The 18,411-nt window shown below is 65.2% G+C and carries 19 protein-coding genes; 12 read left to right on the plus strand and 7 right to left on the minus strand.

The window, feature by feature from the left end:
* The first annotated feature begins 208 nt into the window (after window positions 1–208).
* From CLU85_RS08870 to CLU85_RS08915, 10 genes are all read left to right on the plus strand, one after another.
* Window positions 209–1,543 (plus strand): sugar ABC transporter substrate-binding protein, encoded by a 1,335-nt coding sequence (locus CLU85_RS08870; protein WP_100409943.1) that lies wholly within the window; start codon window positions 209–211, stop codon window positions 1,541–1,543.
* 232 nt (window positions 1,544–1,775) lie between these two features.
* The gene (locus CLU85_RS08875; protein ID WP_100409944.1) at window positions 1,776–2,636 is read left to right on the plus strand and encodes a carbohydrate ABC transporter permease; all 861 of its coding nucleotides are present in this window, start codon (window positions 1,776–1,778) and stop codon (window positions 2,634–2,636) included.
* Window positions 2,637–2,648: 12 nt separating this feature from the next.
* A complete protein-coding gene (locus CLU85_RS08880; RefSeq protein WP_099656238.1) occupies window positions 2,649–3,488 on the plus strand; it encodes a carbohydrate ABC transporter permease in 840 nt (279 codons plus the stop codon).
* 52 nt (window positions 3,489–3,540) lie between these two features.
* Window positions 3,541–4,596, plus strand: a complete 1,056-nt coding sequence (locus CLU85_RS08885) for an ABC transporter ATP-binding protein (RefSeq protein ID WP_100409945.1) — start codon at window positions 3,541–3,543, stop codon at window positions 4,594–4,596.
* Between the two features lie 33 nt (window positions 4,597–4,629).
* A complete protein-coding gene (dalD, locus tag CLU85_RS08890; protein WP_100409946.1) occupies window positions 4,630–6,054 on the plus strand; it encodes a D-arabinitol 4-dehydrogenase in 1,425 nt (474 codons plus the stop codon).
* 101 nt (window positions 6,055–6,155) lie between these two features.
* Window positions 6,156–7,085: an AraC family transcriptional regulator gene (locus tag CLU85_RS08895; RefSeq protein ID WP_100409947.1), complete on the plus strand. Its 930-nt coding sequence runs from the start codon at window positions 6,156–6,158 to the stop codon at window positions 7,083–7,085.
* A gap of 107 nt (window positions 7,086–7,192) precedes the next feature.
* On the plus strand, window positions 7,193–8,659 hold the full coding sequence (gene xylB / locus CLU85_RS08900) for a xylulokinase (RefSeq protein WP_100409948.1): 1,467 nt from the start codon (window positions 7,193–7,195) through the stop codon (window positions 8,657–8,659).
* 28 nt (window positions 8,660–8,687) lie between these two features.
* Entirely contained in the window at window positions 8,688–9,722 is a 1,035-nt protein-coding gene (locus CLU85_RS08905; protein WP_100409949.1) for a PfkB family carbohydrate kinase, read from the plus strand.
* Window positions 9,723–9,797: 75 nt separating this feature from the next.
* On the plus strand, window positions 9,798–10,073 hold the full coding sequence (locus CLU85_RS08910; protein ID WP_100412451.1) for a hypothetical protein: 276 nt from the start codon (window positions 9,798–9,800) through the stop codon (window positions 10,071–10,073).
* Window positions 10,070–10,558 (plus strand): GNAT family N-acetyltransferase, encoded by a 489-nt coding sequence (locus CLU85_RS08915; protein ID WP_100409950.1) that lies wholly within the window; start codon window positions 10,070–10,072, stop codon window positions 10,556–10,558. Before CLU85_RS08910 ends, CLU85_RS08915 begins: the two co-directional genes overlap by 4 nt.
* A 146-nt stretch (window positions 10,559–10,704) precedes the next feature.
* Here CLU85_RS08915 and CLU85_RS08920 read toward each other — a convergent pair whose 3' ends face one another.
* The 4 genes from CLU85_RS08920 to CLU85_RS08935 are packed head-to-tail and all read right to left on the minus strand — an operon-like array spanning window position 10,705 to window position 13,747.
* The gene (locus CLU85_RS08920; protein ID WP_100409951.1) at window positions 10,705–11,325 is read right to left on the minus strand and encodes an SMI1/KNR4 family protein; all 621 of its coding nucleotides are present in this window, start codon (window positions 11,323–11,325) and stop codon (window positions 10,705–10,707) included.
* 38 nt (window positions 11,326–11,363) lie between these two features.
* Window positions 11,364–11,834, minus strand: a complete 471-nt coding sequence (locus CLU85_RS08925; protein WP_100409952.1) for a GNAT family N-acetyltransferase — start codon at window positions 11,832–11,834, stop codon at window positions 11,364–11,366.
* Window positions 11,835–11,845: 11 nt separating this feature from the next.
* Entirely contained in the window at window positions 11,846–13,270 is a 1,425-nt protein-coding gene (locus CLU85_RS08930; RefSeq protein WP_100409953.1) for an FAD-binding oxidoreductase, read from the minus strand.
* Window positions 13,271–13,324: 54 nt separating this feature from the next.
* Complete coding sequence (locus CLU85_RS08935; protein ID WP_100409954.1) at window positions 13,325–13,747, minus strand: DUF2069 domain-containing protein; 423 nt, start codon at window positions 13,745–13,747, stop codon at window positions 13,325–13,327.
* Window positions 13,748–13,768: 21 nt separating this feature from the next.
* On the opposite strand from CLU85_RS08935, the gene CLU85_RS08940 reads away from it, so the two are divergent.
* Entirely contained in the window at window positions 13,769–15,019 is a 1,251-nt protein-coding gene (locus CLU85_RS08940; RefSeq protein WP_100409955.1) for a YihY family inner membrane protein, read from the plus strand.
* Between the two features lie 127 nt (window positions 15,020–15,146).
* Here CLU85_RS08940 and CLU85_RS08945 read toward each other — a convergent pair whose 3' ends face one another.
* The 3 genes from CLU85_RS08945 to CLU85_RS08955 form a co-directional block, all read right to left on the minus strand.
* Window positions 15,147–15,494, minus strand: a complete 348-nt coding sequence (locus CLU85_RS08945; protein ID WP_100409956.1) for an Mpo1-like protein — start codon at window positions 15,492–15,494, stop codon at window positions 15,147–15,149.
* Window positions 15,495–15,646: 152 nt separating this feature from the next.
* Window positions 15,647–16,465: an alpha/beta fold hydrolase gene (locus CLU85_RS08950; protein ID WP_100409957.1), complete on the minus strand. Its 819-nt coding sequence runs from the start codon at window positions 16,463–16,465 to the stop codon at window positions 15,647–15,649.
* A gap of 2 nt (window positions 16,466–16,467) precedes the next feature.
* Window positions 16,468–17,778 (minus strand): O-acetylhomoserine aminocarboxypropyltransferase, encoded by a 1,311-nt coding sequence (locus CLU85_RS08955; protein ID WP_100409958.1) that lies wholly within the window; start codon window positions 17,776–17,778, stop codon window positions 16,468–16,470.
* 147 nt (window positions 17,779–17,925) lie between these two features.
* Between CLU85_RS08955 and CLU85_RS08960 the strand changes: the two genes are divergently transcribed.
* Window positions 17,926–18,375, plus strand: coding sequence for a CBS domain-containing protein (locus CLU85_RS08960; RefSeq protein WP_100409959.1), 450 nt, complete (start codon window positions 17,926–17,928; stop codon window positions 18,373–18,375).
* The last annotated feature ends 36 nt before the right edge of the window (window positions 18,376–18,411 follow it).

Consider the following 18,411-nt stretch of genomic DNA (forward strand, 5'->3'; position numbering starts at 1 on the left):
CGCCGGGATGGCATCGATAGATACCAAATTGATCTTTCTAGGTATAAATCCTGACCATCTGGTGCAAATTAGTATCTTTGTTGGCGGCTTGAGTACCAATCGAGCATTGCAGCATCGGTATCGTTCAGTCCGTCAGTGCCTGCGTGCTTGCACCGGCGTTGAACGGCAGATTCCCACACCTCATACCTATTACAGAGGAGACATTCCGATGCCACATTCCCACCGTGTCGCTGTGCCCAAGCGCCTGGCCCTGGCCGCTGCCCTGGCCGTTTCGCTGTGCGGCGCAGCCGCCCACGCGCAGACCGAGCTGGTGATCGCCACCGTGAACAACGGCCACATGATCGAGATGCAAAAGCTCGGCAAGAACTTCGAGCAGGCCAACCCCGACATCAAGCTCAAGTGGGTGACGCTGGAAGAGGGCGTGCTGCGCCAGCGCGTGACGACCGACATCGCCACCAAGGGCGGCCAGTTCGACGTGATGACCATCGGCCTGTATGAAGCGCCCATCTGGGGCAAGAAGGGCTGGCTGCAAGAGTTGAAGACCGACGCTGCCTACGACGCAGACGACCTGCTGCCCGCCGTGCGCAGCGGCCTGTCGGTGGACGGCAAGCTGTTTGCCGCGCCGTTCTATGCCGAAAGCTCCATGCTCATGTACCGCAAGGACCTGGCCGACAAGGCCGGCGTGCAGGTGCCCGAGCGCCCCACCTGGCCGCAGATCAAAGACCTGGCCGCCAAGATGCACGACCCCAAGAACGGCGTGTATGGCATCTGCCTGCGTGGCAAGCCTGGCTGGGGCGACAACATGGCCCTGATCACCACCATGGTCAACACGTTTGGCGGCCAGTGGTTTGACATGCAGTGGAAGCCCCAGCTCGAATCCAAGCCCTGGAAGGACGCCATCACGTTCTACGTCGACCTGCTCAAGACCTACGGCCCCCCCGGCTCGTCGTCCAACAGCTTCAATGAAATCCTGGCACTCACCAACTCCGGCAAGTGCGGCATGTGGATCGATGCGACCATTGCCGCCTCGTTCGTGAGCGACCCCAAGCAGTCCAAGGTGGCCGAGCACATGGCCTTTGCCCAGGCCCCCACCATGAACACGCCCAAGGGCGCCAACTGGCTGTGGTCGTGGAATCTGGCCATCCCTGCAGGCTCCAAGAAGGTCGATGCCGCGCAGAAGTTCATCACCTGGTCCACCAGCAAGGACTACATCCAGCTCGTGGCCAAGACCAATGGCTGGGCCAATGTGCCCACCGGCACGCGCAAGAGCACCTACGCGTCGCCTGAGTTCCAGAAAGCCGCCCGCTTTGCCGCCGCAGAAAAGACGGCCATCGACTCGGCCAACCCCACCGATTCGACCCTGCCCAAGAGCCCGTATGTGGGCGTGCAGTTTGCCGCCATCCCGGAGTTCCAGGCCATCGGCATCGCTGTGGGCCAGCAGATGAGTGCAGCCCTGGCGGGCAAGACCACGGTGGACGCGGCGCTCAAGGCCAGCCAGGTGACCGCAGAGCGTGAGATGAAAAAAGGTGGGTACTACAAGTAAATGGCCTGGAGCGGCCGAGCCACCAACGTGGTGAGGCCGCCATTGGATGGACTCACGGTCCCTCCACGAGGTTGCTTCATTCCATCCCCGTTCGCCCTGAGCCTGTCGAAGGGCTGGCCTTGGCTTCGACGGGCTCAGTCCGAACGGTGGCGGGATGGCCTGGAGTGACTTGTGGGTCGCCCCCGAGATCCGTGGGCTCGCCGCGCCCTTGTCAGTCTGTACCGGAAACCCCATGAACCGCCTGCTCCCCCGCCTGCTGCTCACGCCAGCCATGGCCACGCTCTTCCTGTGGATGATCGTGCCGCTGGTGATGACGATCTACTTCTCGCTCATCCGCTACAACCTCATGCAGCCCGACCAGTCGGGCTTTGCGGGGCTGGAGAACTTCGAGTATTTCGTCACCGACCCGTCGTTTGGCACTGCGGTGCTCAACACCATGTGGTTGCTGGGCAGCGTCATCCTCATCACGGTGGTGGTGGGCATTGCGATAGCGCTGCTGATCAACGATCCATTCCCGGGGCGCGGCATTGTGCGGGTGCTGCTGATTTCGCCTTTTTTCGTCATGCCCACGGTGAACGCGCTGATGTGGAAGAACATGATGATGAACCCCATCTACGGCGTGCTGGCGCAGGTGTGGATCTTCTTTGGTGCGCAGCCGGTGGATTGGCTCACCGACTTTCCGCTGTTCTCCGTCATCGTCATGGTGTCGTGGCAATGGCTGCCGTTTGCCACGCTGATCTTCATGACCGCGCTGCAGAGCATGAACCACGAGCAGCTCGAAGCCGCCCGCATGGACGGCGCCACCTACCTGCAGCAGCTGCGCTACCTGTACCTGCCGCACCTGGGTCGCTCGGTGGCGGTGGTCGTGATGATTGAGCTGATCTTTTTGCTCAGCATCTTTGCAGAGATCTACACCACCACAGGCGGTGGCCCGGGTGATGCGAGCACCAACGTCACCTTCCTCATCTTCAAGCAGGCACTGCTGAACTTTGACGCGGGCGTGGCCTCGGCCGGGGCGCTGTTTGCGGTGGTGCTGGCCAACATCGCGGCGGTGTTTTTGATCCGCATGGTTGGCAAGAACCTGGACAAATAAGAAAGAAAGCCCATGACTGCTCGCCGCCGTTCCAAATTCCCGCTCGGCCTCTTGGCCCTGCGCACCGCCGTGGCCTGGGCCGTGGCCTTGCTGCTGGTGTTTCCGCTGGCCTGGCTGTTCCTCACCGCCTTCAAGACCGAGCTGCAGGCCATTGCAGTGCCGCCGCAAATCCTGTTCACGCCCACGCTCGAAAACTTCCACGAAGTGCAAGAGCGCAGCGACTACCTGCTGTACGCCAAGAACTCGGTCATCACCAGCGTGCTCTCCACGCTGCTGGGCCTGCTGCTGGCCGCACCGGCGGCCTATGCCATGGCGTTCTTCAAGGGCAAGTACACCAAGGACATTTTGATGTGGATGCTCTCGACCAAGATGATGCCCGCCGTGGGCGCGCTGGTGCCCATCTACGTGCTGGCGCAAAAGAGCCACCTGCTCGATACGCAGCTCGCACTCATCATCGTGTTCGCGCTGTCCAACCTGCCCATCATGGTCTGGATGCTGTACTCGCACTTCAAAGACATCCCGCGCGAGATTCTGGAGGCCGCCCGCATGGACGGCGCCACGCTGTGGCAAGAGGTGCGGCTGGTGCTGCTGCCGCTGGGCATGGGCGGCCTGGCTTCCACCGGCCTCTTGTGCCTGGTGCTGTCGTGGAACGAGGCCTTCTGGAGCCTGAACCTCAGCGCCGCCAAGGCAGGCACGCTGGCCACGCTGATCGCGTCGTACTCCAGCCCCGAGGGCCTGTTCTGGGCCAAGTTGTCTGCGGCGTCGCTCATGGCGATTGCGCCCATCGTGGTGTTTGGCTGGTTCAGCCAGAAGCAGCTCGTGCAGGGCCTGACCTTCGGTGCGGTCAAGTAAATCCGCAGCCTGTCGTTCCCACAGTTTTTCAAGATTTCAGGAACCCGATTCCATGGCCTACCTTCAACTGCGCGGCATCGAAAAATTCTTTGGCGAGCACCGTGCCATCAAGGGCATTGACCTCACCATCAATCAGGGCGATTTCATCGTCTTCGTCGGCCCCTCGGGCTGCGGCAAGTCCACGCTGCTGCGGCTGATCGCGGGGCTCGAAGCCATCGACGGTGGCACGCTGATGCTGGACGGCCGCGACATCACCGACCAGCCGTCGAGCAAGCGCGACCTGGCCATGGTGTTCCAGAGCTACGCGCTGTACCCGCACATGAGCGTGTACGAAAACATGAGCTTCGCGCTCAAGCTCGCCAAGGTGGACAAGCAGGTCGTCGACGAGAAAGTACAGAACGCGGCGCGCATTCTCAACCTCACGCAATACCTGCAGCGCACGCCCAAGGAGCTGTCGGGCGGCCAGCGCCAGCGTGTGGCCATTGGCCGCGCCATCGTGCGCGCGCCCAAGGTGTTTTTGTTTGACGAGCCCTTGTCCAACCTCGACGCCGCCCTGCGCGGCCAGACCCGTGTGGAGATCGCCAAGCTGCACCGTGACCTGGGCGCCACCACCATCTACGTCACGCACGACCAGGTCGAGGCCATGACGCTGGCCGACAAAGTGGTGGTGCTGCGCGACGGCCAGATTGAGCAAGTGGGCACGCCGCTGGAGCTGTACGACCGCCCCGCCAACCAGTTCGTGGCGCAGTTCATCGGCACCCCGCAGATGAACGTGGTGCCGCTGGCGCAATTGCCTGCGGCGGTGCAGCAACTGGCGCCTGGCGCGGCTGCGGGGGGCTCCATCGGCCTGCGGCCCGAGGCCGTGACGGTGCAGCCCAAAGGGCAGGGCGCCATCACCGGCCAGGTCGAGCTGGTCGAAGCCCTGGGGGCTGAGACGCTGCTGTATGTGCGCACCGCCGAGGGCGCGCAACTGGTGGCGCGACTGAATGAACGCACGCTGCTGCTGCCGGGTGATGCCGTGTCGCTCAACGTAGCCACCGAGCAGGCCCACTGGTTTGACAACGCTGGCCGCGTGGTGCTGGCCCCGGCCCATGCCACTGCCCGTTGATTTCCCGTCGATTTGATTTTTGAGCCGCATTCCATGACCACCGCACAAGATACGCTCACCATCCTGCACCTCGGGCTGGGCTCCTTCCACCGCGCACACCAGGCGCTGTACCTGCACCAGTTGCACCAGCTGGGCGACACCCGCTGGGTGCTGGCCGGTGGCAACCTGCGCCCTGACATGCAAGACACCATTGCCGCCCTGCAAGCCCAGGGCGGCGCCTACACGCTGGAGACGGTGACCGCCCAGGGCGAGCGCAGCTACACCTGGGTCGAGTCCATCCGCACCGTGGTGCCCTACACGCCCGATCTGGCGGGGCTCATCGCCATTGCCGTGCAGCCCAGCACCCGCATCATTTCCTTCACCGTGACCGAGGCGGGTTACTACCTCGACAGCCACCACCAGCTCGACTGGGCCAGCGCACCTGATCTGCAGGCCGATGTGCAAGCCCTGCGGGAAGGCCGCGCGGGCAGCACCATCTACGGCGCGCTCACCACCTTGCTGCGCGCACGCAGGCAGGCCGGGGCAGGGGCCGTCACCCTGCTCAACTGCGACAACCTGCGCCACAACGGCGACCGCTCGCGCAGCGGCCTGCTGCAGTTTGTGCAGGCGCTGGGCGATACAGAGCTGGCCGCCTGGATCGAAGCCCACACCACCAGCCCCAACGCCATGGTGGACCGCATCACGCCGCGTCCCACCGCCGATGTCATGGCCCGTGTGCAAGCGGCCACGGGCCGCACCGACCCCGCTGCGCTGATGGGCGAGAGCTTTATCCAGTGGGTCATTGAAGACCGCTTTGCCAACGGCCGCCCCGCGTGGGAGCGCGTGGGCGTGGAGCTGGTCGAGTCGGTTGCGCCGTACGAAGAGGCCAAGATCCGCCTGCTCAACGCCACGCACAGTTGCATTGCCTGGGCGGGCACCTTGGTGGGCTACCGCTTCATCCACGAAGGCACGCACGACGCCGCCATCCGCCAGCTGGCGTTTGACTACGTGACGCAAGACACCATCCCCGTGCTGCAGCCCAGCCCCATCGACCTGGCGGCCTACCGCGACGTGGTGCTGGAGCGCTTTGGCAACCCGGCCATTGAAGACTCCAACCAGCGCGTGGCGATGGACGGCTACAGCAAGATCCCCGGCTTCATCGCGCCCACGATTCGCGAGCGCCTGGCCCGGGGCGAAAGCATTGCCGCCGTCGCGGTGCTGCCCGCGCTGTTTCTGGCCTACCTGCAGCGCTGGCACGCCGGGCACATCCCCTACACCTACCAGGACCAGGCCATGGACCCGGCCGCCGCCCATGCCATCTGCGAAGCCGCTGACCCTGTGGCCGCGTTTGCTGCCGACAAGGTGCTGTGGGGCGAGCTGGCGGGCGATGCGCGCCTGGTGCAGGCGCTGCGTGCGGCCAGTGTTCAGGGGGCGCAGTTGGTGGCAGGCCACCCCAGCACAGCACAATGCGGCAGATAGGGGCGGGCCATTCTCAGCCGCCGTTCGGGCTCAGGGCGAACGGATAACAATGCATTGAACGCTGTAACCCACGGATCCCTCCACCACGCAAAGCCACCGCCATGTCCTCCGTCCACGCACTGCCGCGCCAGACCAAGCCCGAGTTGGAGCATGCGTACTCCCGCTCGCCCGAACTGGGCTACGAGCCACCTGAAACGGCGGGCTTCATCCGTTGCCTGTCGCACGGGTTTCCCACCCCGCTGGCACGCTGGCACTACCACGATGAGTACGAGTTGCATCTCATCACCGCGTCGTCGGGCAAGGTGTTTGTGGGCGACTGGATCGGCCAGTTCGCCCCCGGCCAACTGGTGCTGACGGGCCCGCGCCTGCCGCACAACTGGATCAGCATGGATGTGCCCGAGGCCGGTTACCCCGAGCGCGATCTGGTGGTGCAGTTCCCGCACCAGCCGCTGGTCGATGCCAGCGAGGGCATTCCCGAGCTGCGCGAGGTGCTGCCCCTGCTGGAGCGCGCGCGCCACGGCATCGAGTTCTTTGGCCTGCAGGCCCAGGCCGCGGAGCACTGGCAGCGCATCAAGTCCACCCAGGGGCTGGCGCGCTTTGCAGCGTTTTGCGAATGGATGGGCGAGCTGGCCCGCTGCACGGACTATCGCCTGCTCTCCAGCGCCCAGCTGCAAAGCGAGGACAGCGATACCCAGCTCGCACAGATCAACGCCATCGTCAGCCGCATCACCGACCAACTGTCCGAGCCGTTGTCGGCCGCCGACCTGGCACAGGAGCTGGACATGACCGAAAGCCGCTTCTCCCGCTTTTTCCGCCGCGCCACGGGCAACACCTTCACCGATTTTGTGAACCTGGTGCGCGTGAACCGGGCCTGCCAGCTGCTGATGGAGACAGACCGCTACATCACCCACATTGCGTATGACGTGGGCTTTAACAACATGGCCAACTTCAACCGCCGCTTTCTGGACATCAAAGGCATGACGCCCAGTGAATACCGCAAGCAGGGCGTGGGAAGGTTTGGCAAGGTGTGAGGCCCGTCCTGCCCCACCGCTCGGGCTGAGCCTGTCGAAGCCAGGGCACTGCCCCTGTTTTTACACCGGCCTCGCTTTCCTCGGCTGATTCATTTCATCACCTGTCCATGTACCTCGGAATCGACTTAGGCACCTCCGGCGTCAAGCTCCTGTTGCTCGACGAAGCACACACCGTCATCGCCACGGCCGACGCAGCCGTGCCCCAGTACCGCCCCCAGCCCACCTGGAGTGAGCAGCACCCTGCCGACTGGCTGGCCGCCGTCGAGACCACCGTCGCCCAGTTGCGCGCGCAGGTGCCCACCGCATGGGCCCAGGTGCGCGGCATTGGCTTGTCGGGTCACATGCACGGTGCGGTGGTGCTAGGGGCGCAGGGCCAGGTGCTGCGCCCCGCCATTCTGTGGAACGATGGCCGCGCCAGCGCCGAATGCGCTGCGCTCGAACAGGCCGTTCCCACCTCGCGCCAGATCACCGGCAACCTCGCCATGCCCGGCTTCACCGCCCCCAAGCTGCTGTGGCTGCGCACGCATGAGCCCGCAGTCTTCCCTCAAATCCGCACCGTGCTGCTGCCCAAAGACTGGCTGCGCCTGCAGCTCACCGGCAGGGCGGTGAGCGATATGTCCGATGCATCCGGCACCTTGTGGCTGGATGTGCAGGCCCGCGCCTGGAGCCTGGCCATGCTGCAGGCCTGCGGGCTGGACGCCTCGCAAATGCCCGCCCTGGCTGAGGGCAATGCACCCACCGGCACGCTGCTGGGTGACGTAGCCCGCCGCTGGGGGCTGGGCGAAGGCGTGGTCGTGGCCGCAGGCGCGGGCGATAACGCGGCCAGTGCCGTGGGTGTGGGCGCACGCACGGCAGGGCAGGGCTTTGTGTCGCTGGGCACTTCGGGCGTGGTGTTTCGGGTGACCGACGCCTTTGCCCCTGCCACCGAACGCGCCGTGCACGCTTTTGCCCACGCGCTGCCCCAGCGCTGGCACCACATGTCCGTCATGCTCAGCGCGGCCAGCGCCTTTGGCTGGGTCACCCGCCTCACAGGCCGGGCCGACGAGGCACAGCTGTCCGCCGCAGTAAGTGCATTGCCCGCCAGCCGCCAGGCCCAGGCTCCGCTGTTCCTGCCCTACCTGAGTGGCGAGCGCACGCCCCACAACAACGCCGCCGCCACTGGCGTTTTCACAGGTCTGCGGGCCGAGCACGACGCGGACGACCTGGCCTACGCCGTGATGGAGGGCGTGGGCTTTGGCCTGCTGGATGGCCTCAACGCCATGCGCGCTGCGGGTGGGGAGGGGGGCAACGCCGCCCTGACACTCGTCGGTGGTGGTGCGCGCAGCGACCCCTGGGCCCAGCTGTTGGCCAGTGCCTTGGGCACCCCACTGCAACGCCCCGAGGGCGCCCACGCCGCTGCCGCGCTGGGCGCAGCCCGCCTGGCTGCCATGGCCTGCGGTGGTGACGAAAGCCACTGGTGCCAGCCTTTATCCGCCGACGCGACTTTCACCCCCCAGCCGGCGCAGCAAGCGCTGCTGGCCGAACGCTACGCCCGCTTCGTAGCGCTGTACCCCGCGCTGCAATCGCAGTTCTGACGCGCTGCCTGCACCCTCCAAGCCCACCATGACTTCTGCACAAGACGCCTCCAAGGCCACGGCCCCCCTCCATGCCGCGATCGCGGGCGAGGCACTTATCGACCTGATCCACCGCCCCGATGGCAGCTACCTGCCGTGCCCGGGCGGCGCACTCTACAACCTGTGTCGCGCGCTGGCCCGCCAGGGTGTGGGCACGCAGTACCTCAACCCCTTGTCCCGCGACCGCTTTGGCCGCGAGCTGGCGGCCCAGTTGGTGGTCGATGGCGTGCACCTGGCCCAGCCCGATCCGGTGCAGCAAGTCACCTCGCTGGCCGTGGTCAATCTCGACAAACACGGCCATCCCGACTACGCCTTCTACCGCGATGGCGTGGCCGACCGCGCCGTGTCCGCGCAAGGCCTGGGCGCTGCCTGCGCCGCCTTGCCCACCCTGCAGGTGGTCTGTACCGGTGCCCTGGCACTCGACGCGCGCGACGCTGCCACCTACCTGCCCTGGCTGGCCGCCCAGCGCGCCGCAGGCCACTGCGTGGTGGTCGATGCCAACCTGCGCCCCTCCGTCATGCCCGACCTGGCCGCCTACCGCAGCACCGTCCACGCGGCCTTGGCCCACGCTCACATCATCAAAGCCAGCGATGAAGACCTGGAGCACCTGGCCGTGCCGGGTGCTGACGCGCTGGCCTGCGCGCAGCACCTGCTGGCCGCCAACCCCCAAGCCCACCTGCTGGCCCTCACGCTGGGGGCAGAAGGTGCCTGGCTGCTGCACCGCAACGGCACGCAGTGTTATGCGAATGAAGCGCAGCCGCTGCAGGTCATCGACACCGTGGGCGCGGGCGACAGCTTTCTGGCCGGGCTGCTGGCGCATCTGCTGCGGCAGGCGCACGTTGCTGTTGGTGTGCGCTTTGCGCAGTTCGTTGCAGCCCTGACGGCCGATGCGTGCCAGCAGGCGCTGCGCCACGCACTGGCCAGCGCGAGCCTGTGTGTGATGAAGCAGGGCTGTGTGCCGCCAGGGTGGGAGGCAGCGAGCGAATGGAGTCGGCTGCACCCTGCGGCCCAAGACCCAGCCTGAGTGCCGGGCGGCACGCACGCCTCGTCATGTTGTGGCCGTCTATGATCCGTTGTCGAAAATTCGCTGGGGATGCAGATGACAGAGTTCGTTGTGGCGATGCTGTGGTCAGCGTTCGAAGTGCTGCTGGTGTTCACCGGTGCGCAGTTGGTGCGGGTGGCAAGCCTTGGCCGCTGGCGTGCTGTGCTGTGGGGCAGCAACGAAGCCCGTGTTTTTGGTGCTGCGGGCGCACTGTCGTTCCGTCACGAAGGTCAGCGCGTGGTGACCGCCAATGGATTGATATTCGTGGGCCTGTTGTTCTACGGAGTGCTTGCGCTGATGGTGGCGTCGGTGTGGGGGCTGGCCTCGGCATGATTTCTTTAGGCGCTGTGCCTCACGGCACACACACAATCACCGTCGGTGCCACTGCGGCGCAAGCCGCCTGCACTGTCGTGCGCCAGTCCATCACCCACTGCTGCACGCTCGACCACCACAACGACACCACCATCCTGGCGACATGGCTGGCCAACAAGACGCCTGAGAACCTGGCTGTGTGGATCTCCGCACCGGGTGCCATGGCATGGGGCGCTTACCGGGGAGACACGATGGTGGGTTTTGCACTGTTGGCGCGTTCCACGCTGGCCCTGTGTTACGTGGTGCCCGAGGCCTTGCACCAGGGTGTAGGGCGTGCCTTGCTGCTTGAAGCCGAGGCCCAGTCGCGGACGTGGGGGCTCGTGGCATTGGGCCTGGAGAGCACGCGCACCGCCGAGGATTTTTACCGCCGCCATGGCTATGAGCCAGACGGCGCCCTGCAAGCGTGGGCTGGGCTGCAGGCACAGCCCATGCGCAAGGTTTTATGAGGTGGCCTTTTCTGCCGCTTTATCGTCCAAGGGGACACGGGCGAGAGGGCGGATATTGATAGCCAAAATGGCCGGTAGCGCCCAATGTATATGCGCTAGCAGCTCCTGTTTTTATAGTGCCTGAAGGCGGCGCTCCTTCGCACACCCTATGTGCTGGTACGCACATGGTGGCCACGGTTGTCGGTCATTTCCAGAATCCACCACTGCGTTCCCGTGTGCTTGTCGATGAAGCGCATGTGCGAGGCGATGTCCGTCAGGGTGGGGCTGTCCGGTTGGAGGAGTCCCTGTACATACTCCACCAGGTCGTGCGCCCTTTCAATGAACTCGTAGCCATCGTGATCGAACTCGAACACGTGGCCCGCACACTCCCCCTGGGTGGCCATCAGGATGTAATTGCCCGAGTGGGGTGTCTCGCCAATCACCAGGCAGTGGTCGACCCAGTCGGGCAGGATGTCGGCGCGCTCTTCGTCGCTCAGGTGTTCGTTCCAGCCCTCAAAGGCTTCTTGCAGCACAGCCCATTCGGTGGGCGGGGCGATGTAGCGGGCGGCATCGCCCGAGTTGGCGTCGCGGTACAGCAAAACGCCGCCAAACGTCGCGTAGAACGCGGGCAGCTGGCCCACGTCGGGCAGGGGCGCATCCATCGCAACAGGCGGCTGGATGTGGTGCTGAAAATTCACCGTTTTGGTTTCTTGTGGCCTGTGGATGCGCTCGCAGGAGAACGTGCCGGTGTGCTCGGCAATGGCGCGGTACAGGTCGGGCAGTGTCATGGGTGGTCCTGTCGGGGGCTGCGGTGTGCGCGCAGCGTTCAGAGTTCTTGTGCGTACACGATGAAGCCGTGGTGTTTGGCCAGCTTGTCGTACAGCTGGCGCCCGGCCGCATTGGTTTCGTGGGTCTGCCAGTACACGCGCGAGGACTTGGCGGCGCGCGCTGCGTCGTACACGGCGTGGATGAGCGCGCGCCCCACACCCCGGCCGCGCGCAGCTTCGCGGGTGAACAGGTCGCTGAGGTAGCACACCGGCTCGATGCGCGTCATGCTGCGGTGAAAGAGGTAGTGGGCCAGCCCCAGTGTTTCGCCGCTGGCTGCGTCATGAGCCAGCAGGCAGAAAACGGGTTCCGCCGGATCGTGAAAGCGCTGCCAGGTGGTTTGGGTGATGTGCTCTGGCAAGGCCGTGGCGCCAAAGCGGCCATAAAACCCGTTGTAGCCGTCCCACAGCGGGCGCCAGGCGGCGAGGTCACCCGGCGTGGCGGTGCGGACAGAAATGGGGGGAAACGCCATGCCCGATGGCCTCAGCCCTGTGCCTTCAGCACCCGCCCTGGGTTCATCAGGCCCTGCGGGTCCAGCGCCTGCTTGATGGCTCGCATCATCGATAGCGCGACGGGGGACTGGTATTTTTCGAGCTTGTCGGCCTTGAGCTCGCCAATGCCATGCTCGGCCGAGAACGAGCCGCCAAACTCGGCCACGGCCTCGTACACCAGGTGGTGCACCTGCTGCTCATGCTCGCGCAGGAAGGCCTTGGCATCGCCCTCGGCGGGTGCCTGCACGTTGTAGTGCAGGTTGCCATCGCCCAGGTGGCCAAAGTTGACCAGGCGCACGCCGGGGATCTCGCGCTGCAACACCGCGTCGGTGTGGGCCACGAAGTCAGGGATGCGCGAGATCTGGATGGAGATGTCGTGTTTGATGTTCAGGCCTTCCTCGGCCTGCGCCAACGGAATGCTCTCGCGGATGTGCCACAGCTGGTGGGCCTGCGTGAGGTTTTCGGCCACGACGGCGTCGGTCACGCAGCCTGCTTCAAAAGCGGCTTCGAGCAGCGATTCAAACCGGGCGCGGGCGTGGGCTTCGGATTCGCTGTCGGAGTTTTCGAGCAACACGCACCAGGGCGCATCGTCTTGGCCCAGGAAGGGAACGCGCAGCTGCGGCATGTGCTTGCCCACCAGGCTCAGCGCAAACTGGCCCATCACCTCAAAACCTGTGAGGCCCGCGCCCAGCTGCTTGTGGGCCATGCCAAGCAGTTGCACGGCGTGATCCATCGACGGCACTGCAGCCCAGGCGGTGAGCTTGGCGGCGGGCTGGGGGTAGAGCTTCATGCTGGCGGCAGTGATGATGCCCAGCGTGCCCTCGCTGCCGATGAAGAGGTCGCGCAGGTCGTAGCCGGTGTTGTCCTTGCGCAGGCCCTTGAGACCGCTCCAGACCTCGCCCTGCGGCGTGACCACTTCCAGCCCCAGGCACAGGTCGCGTGTGTTGCCGTAGCGCACTACCTGCGTGCCGCCTGCGTTGGTGCCCAGGTTGCCGCCAATGGTGCAGCTGCCCTCGGCTGCGAGCGACAGGGGGAACAGCAGGCCTGCGTTGCGTGCCACCTCTTGCAGGTTTTGCAGAATGCAGCCGGCCTCCACCGTCATGGTGAGGTTGGCCGTGTCCACATGGCGCACGGCGTTCATGCGCGTGAGGCTGAGCACGATCTGTGTCCCCGATTCGTCGGGGGTGGAGCCTACCGCCAGCCCGGTGTTGCCACCCTGCGGAACGATGGCGGTGCCTGCGGCGGCGCAGGCCTTGACCACGGCGGCCACTTCGGGCGTGCTGGAGGGGCGCACCACGGCCAGAGCCTTGCCGCGCACGCGGCGGCGCCAGTCTTGTTCCCAGGCGGTGAGGTCGCCATCGGTCAGCACATGGGCATCGCCCACGATGGAGCGCAGGGTGTCAAGCAGGGTGGTCATGGGCAAGGGTCTTTTTCAATTTCAGTGAGCGGGATGGGCCTGGTTCTGCTGGCATCAGCGGGTGGCGGCGGTGGCTTGCGCCGCCTTGGCATTGCGCTGGCGCAGCCGCACGTGCAGCGTGCAGGCCACGAACAGCACCAGGCACAAAGCGACCTCGACCCAGGCGAGCCATTGCGAAGGGGGCTTGTCGCTCCAGCCGCGCACCACGCCTTCGGTGAAATACAACCAGATCACCAGGCTGACCCAGCGGTAGGTGTACATGCGGTTCTTGAGCAGACCTGCCAGCGGGATGCACAAAGGCAAGGCCTTGAGCGCCAGCCACGAGCCGCCGGGCCGCATGGGAGCCAGTACCAGCTCCCACGCCAGGCACAGAACAATCAGGGCCAGTACGCTGCCGGTGGCCAGCCAGCGGGTGGCGGCGACCCCTTTGTCGGACGGCAGGGGAGGGGAGTTAGGGGCTGTGGGGGATGCGGTCATTGGGGTGGCATCATATCGGCCATGCCCTTCTCCTTACAGACAGTAGCGTCGCGCATCGAGGCGCTGATGACCGAGCTGTCGCACTTCCCATGGAAGACCACGGCCCAGACGTTGCGTGAGCGCTTTCGGGAGGACCACCTGGGGCTGACGGCGAGCAGCCTGACCTTCACCACCATCCTGGCGCTGGTGCCTTTCTTCACCGTGGCACTGGCGGTGTTCACGGCATTTCCTATCTTTGGCAAGCTGCAGGATGCCTTGCAGGGCTGGCTGGTGAACAGCCTGGTGCCCGACAGCATCTCTCGCCAGGTGCTTGGGTATCTGACGCAGTTTGCGGCCAAGGCCAGCAGCCTGGGGGTGGCGGGGTTCAGCATTTTGCTGGCCACGGCGCTCGCGCTGATTCTCACCATCGACCGTACGCTCAATGACATCTGGCGCGTGCAGCGCTTGCGACCCTTGGGGCAGCGCGTGCTGATCTACTGGGCGGCCATCACGCTGGGGCCGCTGCTTTTGGGGGCGAGCCTGGCGCTCACGTCGTACGTGATGTCGGCTTCGGGCGGGCTGGTCAAGCGCCTGCCCGATGGCGTGCAACTGCTGTTCGACTCGATCCAGTTTGTGGTGCTGGCGGGCGGCATGGCGTCGCTTTACCACTATGTGCCCAACACGCCGGTGAAGTGGCGGCATGCGTGGACGGGCGGTTTTTTTGTGGCCGTGTGCATCGAGCTGGCCAAGAAGGTGCTGGCGGTGTACCTGGGCAAAGTGCCGACCTATTCTGTGGTGTACGGTGCGTTTGCCACACTGCCCATCCTGCTGGTCTGGATTTATGTGGCCTGGGTCATCGTGCTGCTGGGTGCGGTGGTGACGGCGTACCTGCCCAGCTTGCTGGCCGGCGTGGCGCGGCGCGGCACAGTGGCGGGCTGGACGTTTCAGCTGGCGGTGGAGGTGCTGCAGGCGCTGCACCGTGCGCGCCAGCAGCCCATCAAGGGCCTGCGCCCCAGCCAGCTGGCGCAGTTGCTGCGCGTGGATGGGCTGCAGTTGGAACCCGTGCTGGAAGCGCTGACCGCATTGGACTGGGTGGGGCAGGTGAGTGATGCCGCCGTGAGCGCTGCCGATGTGCCTGAGTCCCGTTACGTGCTGTTGGCCGACCCGACGCGCACGTTGCTCGCGCCCCTGGTTCAGCGCCTGCTGCTGCAGCGGGTGGAGAGCCTGGGGCCGCTGTGGACCCACGCGAGGCTCGAAACCTTGCACATGGCCGACGTGTTGCAGTCAGGCTGAGCCGTTCCTGTGGGCCAGTCGGCCCTCCGTGTCTGTGGTTCTGGTCGTGGGTACGATTTGCTATACAAAATATAGCTGCTTGTGCTTATGAATCAAGCGCTATAGGCCCGTTTGACGCAGCACGCTGTCACAGCGGGACTTTCCTTGTCCAGATGTCTCTGTACATCACCCAATCGCCCATGAAGCTGTAGAGCGGGCGCTTGAAGCTGGCGGGCTTGTTCTTCTCAAAACCAAAGTGCCCCACCCACGCAAAGCCGTAGCCGCAGAGCAGGCCGTACAGCAGGTACTGGGGCTTGCCTGTGGCCACCAGCATGGCCAGGCAGACCAGGGTGAGGGTCGATCCCACAAAATGCAGTCGGCGGCAGGTGCGGTTGCTGTGCTCGCTCAGATAGAACGGATAGAAATCGGCAAAGAGCTTGAAGGTCCGAGGGTCTGTGCTGGGCGCGGGTTGCGGGGTGACAGTCTGGGTGGTCATGGCGTTGTCTCCGGGTGGCGTTGGGGCTCTGCCCGGGTTATACGCCGCAGCCTCAGGGCGCACCAGCGGGGCAGTGCGGGTGTGCTGTCGCCAACGGGTCTGCAGCCTAAAGCCCCGGCGGGCCTGCCAGCGCGCCGGGGCTATGGGTGGGGTCAGCGGGCCAGAAAGTCCCGGATGGCCGCCAGTGTCTCTTCGGGCGCCTCGGTCATCTGGTTGTGCCCCACGGGAAGGTGGGCGATCTGCACCTGCTTGCCCGCCGCTTGGGCTGCTTTGACGAGACCCTGTGCGGCCTTGGGCGCCGTCATCTGGTCCTGGCTGCCCAGGGCAAACAGCACGGGGCAGGTCAGCTGCGCCATGGCAGCTTCGCCCCCGGCATAGCTGTCGCAGGCCACAAACCCCCGGTGGAAGACATTGACCGCCGGGTTGCTGCGCAGCACCTTGCGCCCCAGCGCCATGCCTGCGCCAAACACCCAGGTGCCAGGCCCTAACGCCGAAGGGGGCGCCGACAAGGTGCTGCGCGAGAACACATTGACCATGCGCATCGCCTTCTCGGGGTCGGTCTGTGACGCTTCGATCAGCGCGGGCGACACCTTCATCGGGAAGGCTGTGCCCACCAGCACCAGGTGGCTGACGCGGTCCTTGAGCCGTGCGGCCGCTTCCATGGCGATCAACGAGCCCCAGCTGTGGCCCACCAGCGCGGCGCGCTTTACGCCAGCGGCGTCCAGCAGCGCACCGACGAAGTCCGCGCCTTGCTCCACCGTGGCGGGAGTATCGCCGCCACTGCGGCAGTGGCCGGGCAGGTCGATGGCCAGCACGTTCCAGCCGTGGTTGGCCATGTAGCGGCTTTGCAGGGCCCACACGCTGTGGTCGTTGAGCACGCCGTGGATGAACACCACCGTGGGCTTAGTGGCATCAAACGCCTTTCCGCCGGTGTAGCAGTAGATGGCAGCGCCGTTGACTTGGATGTGCATGGTCAGGCTCCTGCTTTCTCGGCGGCTTTCAGCGCGCGCTTGAGGTCGTCGATCAGGTCATCGGCGTCTTCAAGGCCGATGGAGAGGCGGATCGTGCCCTGCGTGATGCCCGCGCCCGCCAGCGCTTCGTCACTCATGCGGAAGTGTGTGGTGCTGGCTGGGTGAATCACCAGGCTGCGGCAGTCGCCCACGTTGGCCAGGTGGCTGAAGACCTTGAGGGTTTCGATGAACTTCTTGCCCTGCTCGCGGTGGCCCTTGAGGTCAAAGCTGAACACCGAGCCCGCTCCACGCGGCAGCAGCTTTTGCGCCAGGGCGTGGCTGGGGTGCGACGCCAGCATGGGGTGGCCCACGCGCGATACAAAGGGCTGTGCGGCCAGAAATTCGACCACCTTTTCGGTGTTGCGCATGTGCTGTGCCATACGCAGCGGCAGGGTCTCTACGCCCTGCAGGATGAGCCAGGCCGTGTGCGGGCTCATGCAGGCGCCAAAGTCGCGCAGGCCCTCGCGGCGGGCGCGCAGCAGAAAGGCGCCCACGGTGCTCTCTTCGGTGAACACCATGTTGTGAAAGCCGTCATAGGGCTGTGTCAGCTCGGCAAACTTGCCCGCCGACTTCGGGCCATCCCAGTCGAAGCTGCCGCCATCGACCACGATGCCGCCCACCACGGTGCCGTGGCCCGAGAGAAATTTGGTGGCCGAGTGGTACACCAGATCGGCGCCATGTTCAAACGGCTTGATAAGCCAGGGCGAAGTCAGCGTTGAATCCACCAGCAGCGGTACACCGGCCTCGTGGGCCATCGCACTCACGGTGGGGATATCCAGCACATCCAGGCCCGGGTTGCCCACTGTCTCGCCAAAGAACAGCTTGGTGTTGGGCCGCACAGCCGCACGCCACGCGTCGATGTCGCCAGGTTTGACGAAGGTGGTCTCGATGCCGAAGCGCGAGAGCGTGTAGTGCAGCAGATTCTGCGAACCGCCATACAACGCCGTGCTGGCCACGATGTGGCTGCCCGCGCTCATGATCGTGGCGATGGCCAGGTGCAGCGCGGCCTGGCCGCTGGCGGTGGTGATGGCGCCTACGCCACCTTCAAGGGCCGCCACCCGTTGTTCCAGCACCGCGTTGGTGGGGTTGCTGATGCGGCTGTACACGTGTCCCCCACGTTCCAGGTTGAACAGCGAAGCCGCGTGGTCGCTCGATTCAAAGACAAACGATGTGGTCAGGTGGATGGGGGTGGCGCGTGCGCCAGTGGCGGGGTCGGGGCTGGCGCCTGCGTGCAGCGCCAGCGTGTCAAAGCCAGGGTCGGAGTAACCGGGCATCTTGTGTCTCCCATGTTGTCAATGCAGGCGGGCATTGTGGGCTATATTTGCTGGCAAATGGCCTGCAGCATGTGCGCACCCGATGCGGATGCGCATGTGCCCGTGGGCCCACACATACTCTTCCCGCTCTCCCGGAGACTCCGCACCATGAAAGTCAGCGACATCCTTCGCGTCAAAGGCAACACCCTCTACACGGCTTTGCCGGACGAGCCGCTGGCGGGTGCCGTGAGCCTGATGGCCGAGCGCGACATTGGATCGCTGGTGGTGATGGAGCATGGCGATCTGGTGGGCATGCTCACCTTCCGTGAAGTGATCCAGGCCCTGGTGAAAAATGGTGGCAGCGTGGGCACGATGCTGGTGCGCACGGCGATGGATGACGCGCCCCTGACCTGCACACTCGAAACCGACATGGACGAAGTGCGCCGCATGATGCTGGACCGCCACGCGCGCTACATGCCCGTGATGGACCGCAAGATGTTGATGGGCGTGATCAGTTTTTATGACGTGGCCAAGGCCGTGGTGGACAGCCAGAATTTTGAGAACAAGATGCTCAAGGCCTATATCCGTGACTGGCCCGAGGAAGAGCCGCGCGGCTGAGCCTCGCGACCGGGGGGCGACCCCGGCAGCCTGGTG

This window comes from Acidovorax sp. 69 (assembly GCF_002797445.1).
In the GTDB taxonomy this organism is placed as follows: domain Bacteria; phylum Pseudomonadota; class Gammaproteobacteria; order Burkholderiales; family Burkholderiaceae_C; genus Acidovorax.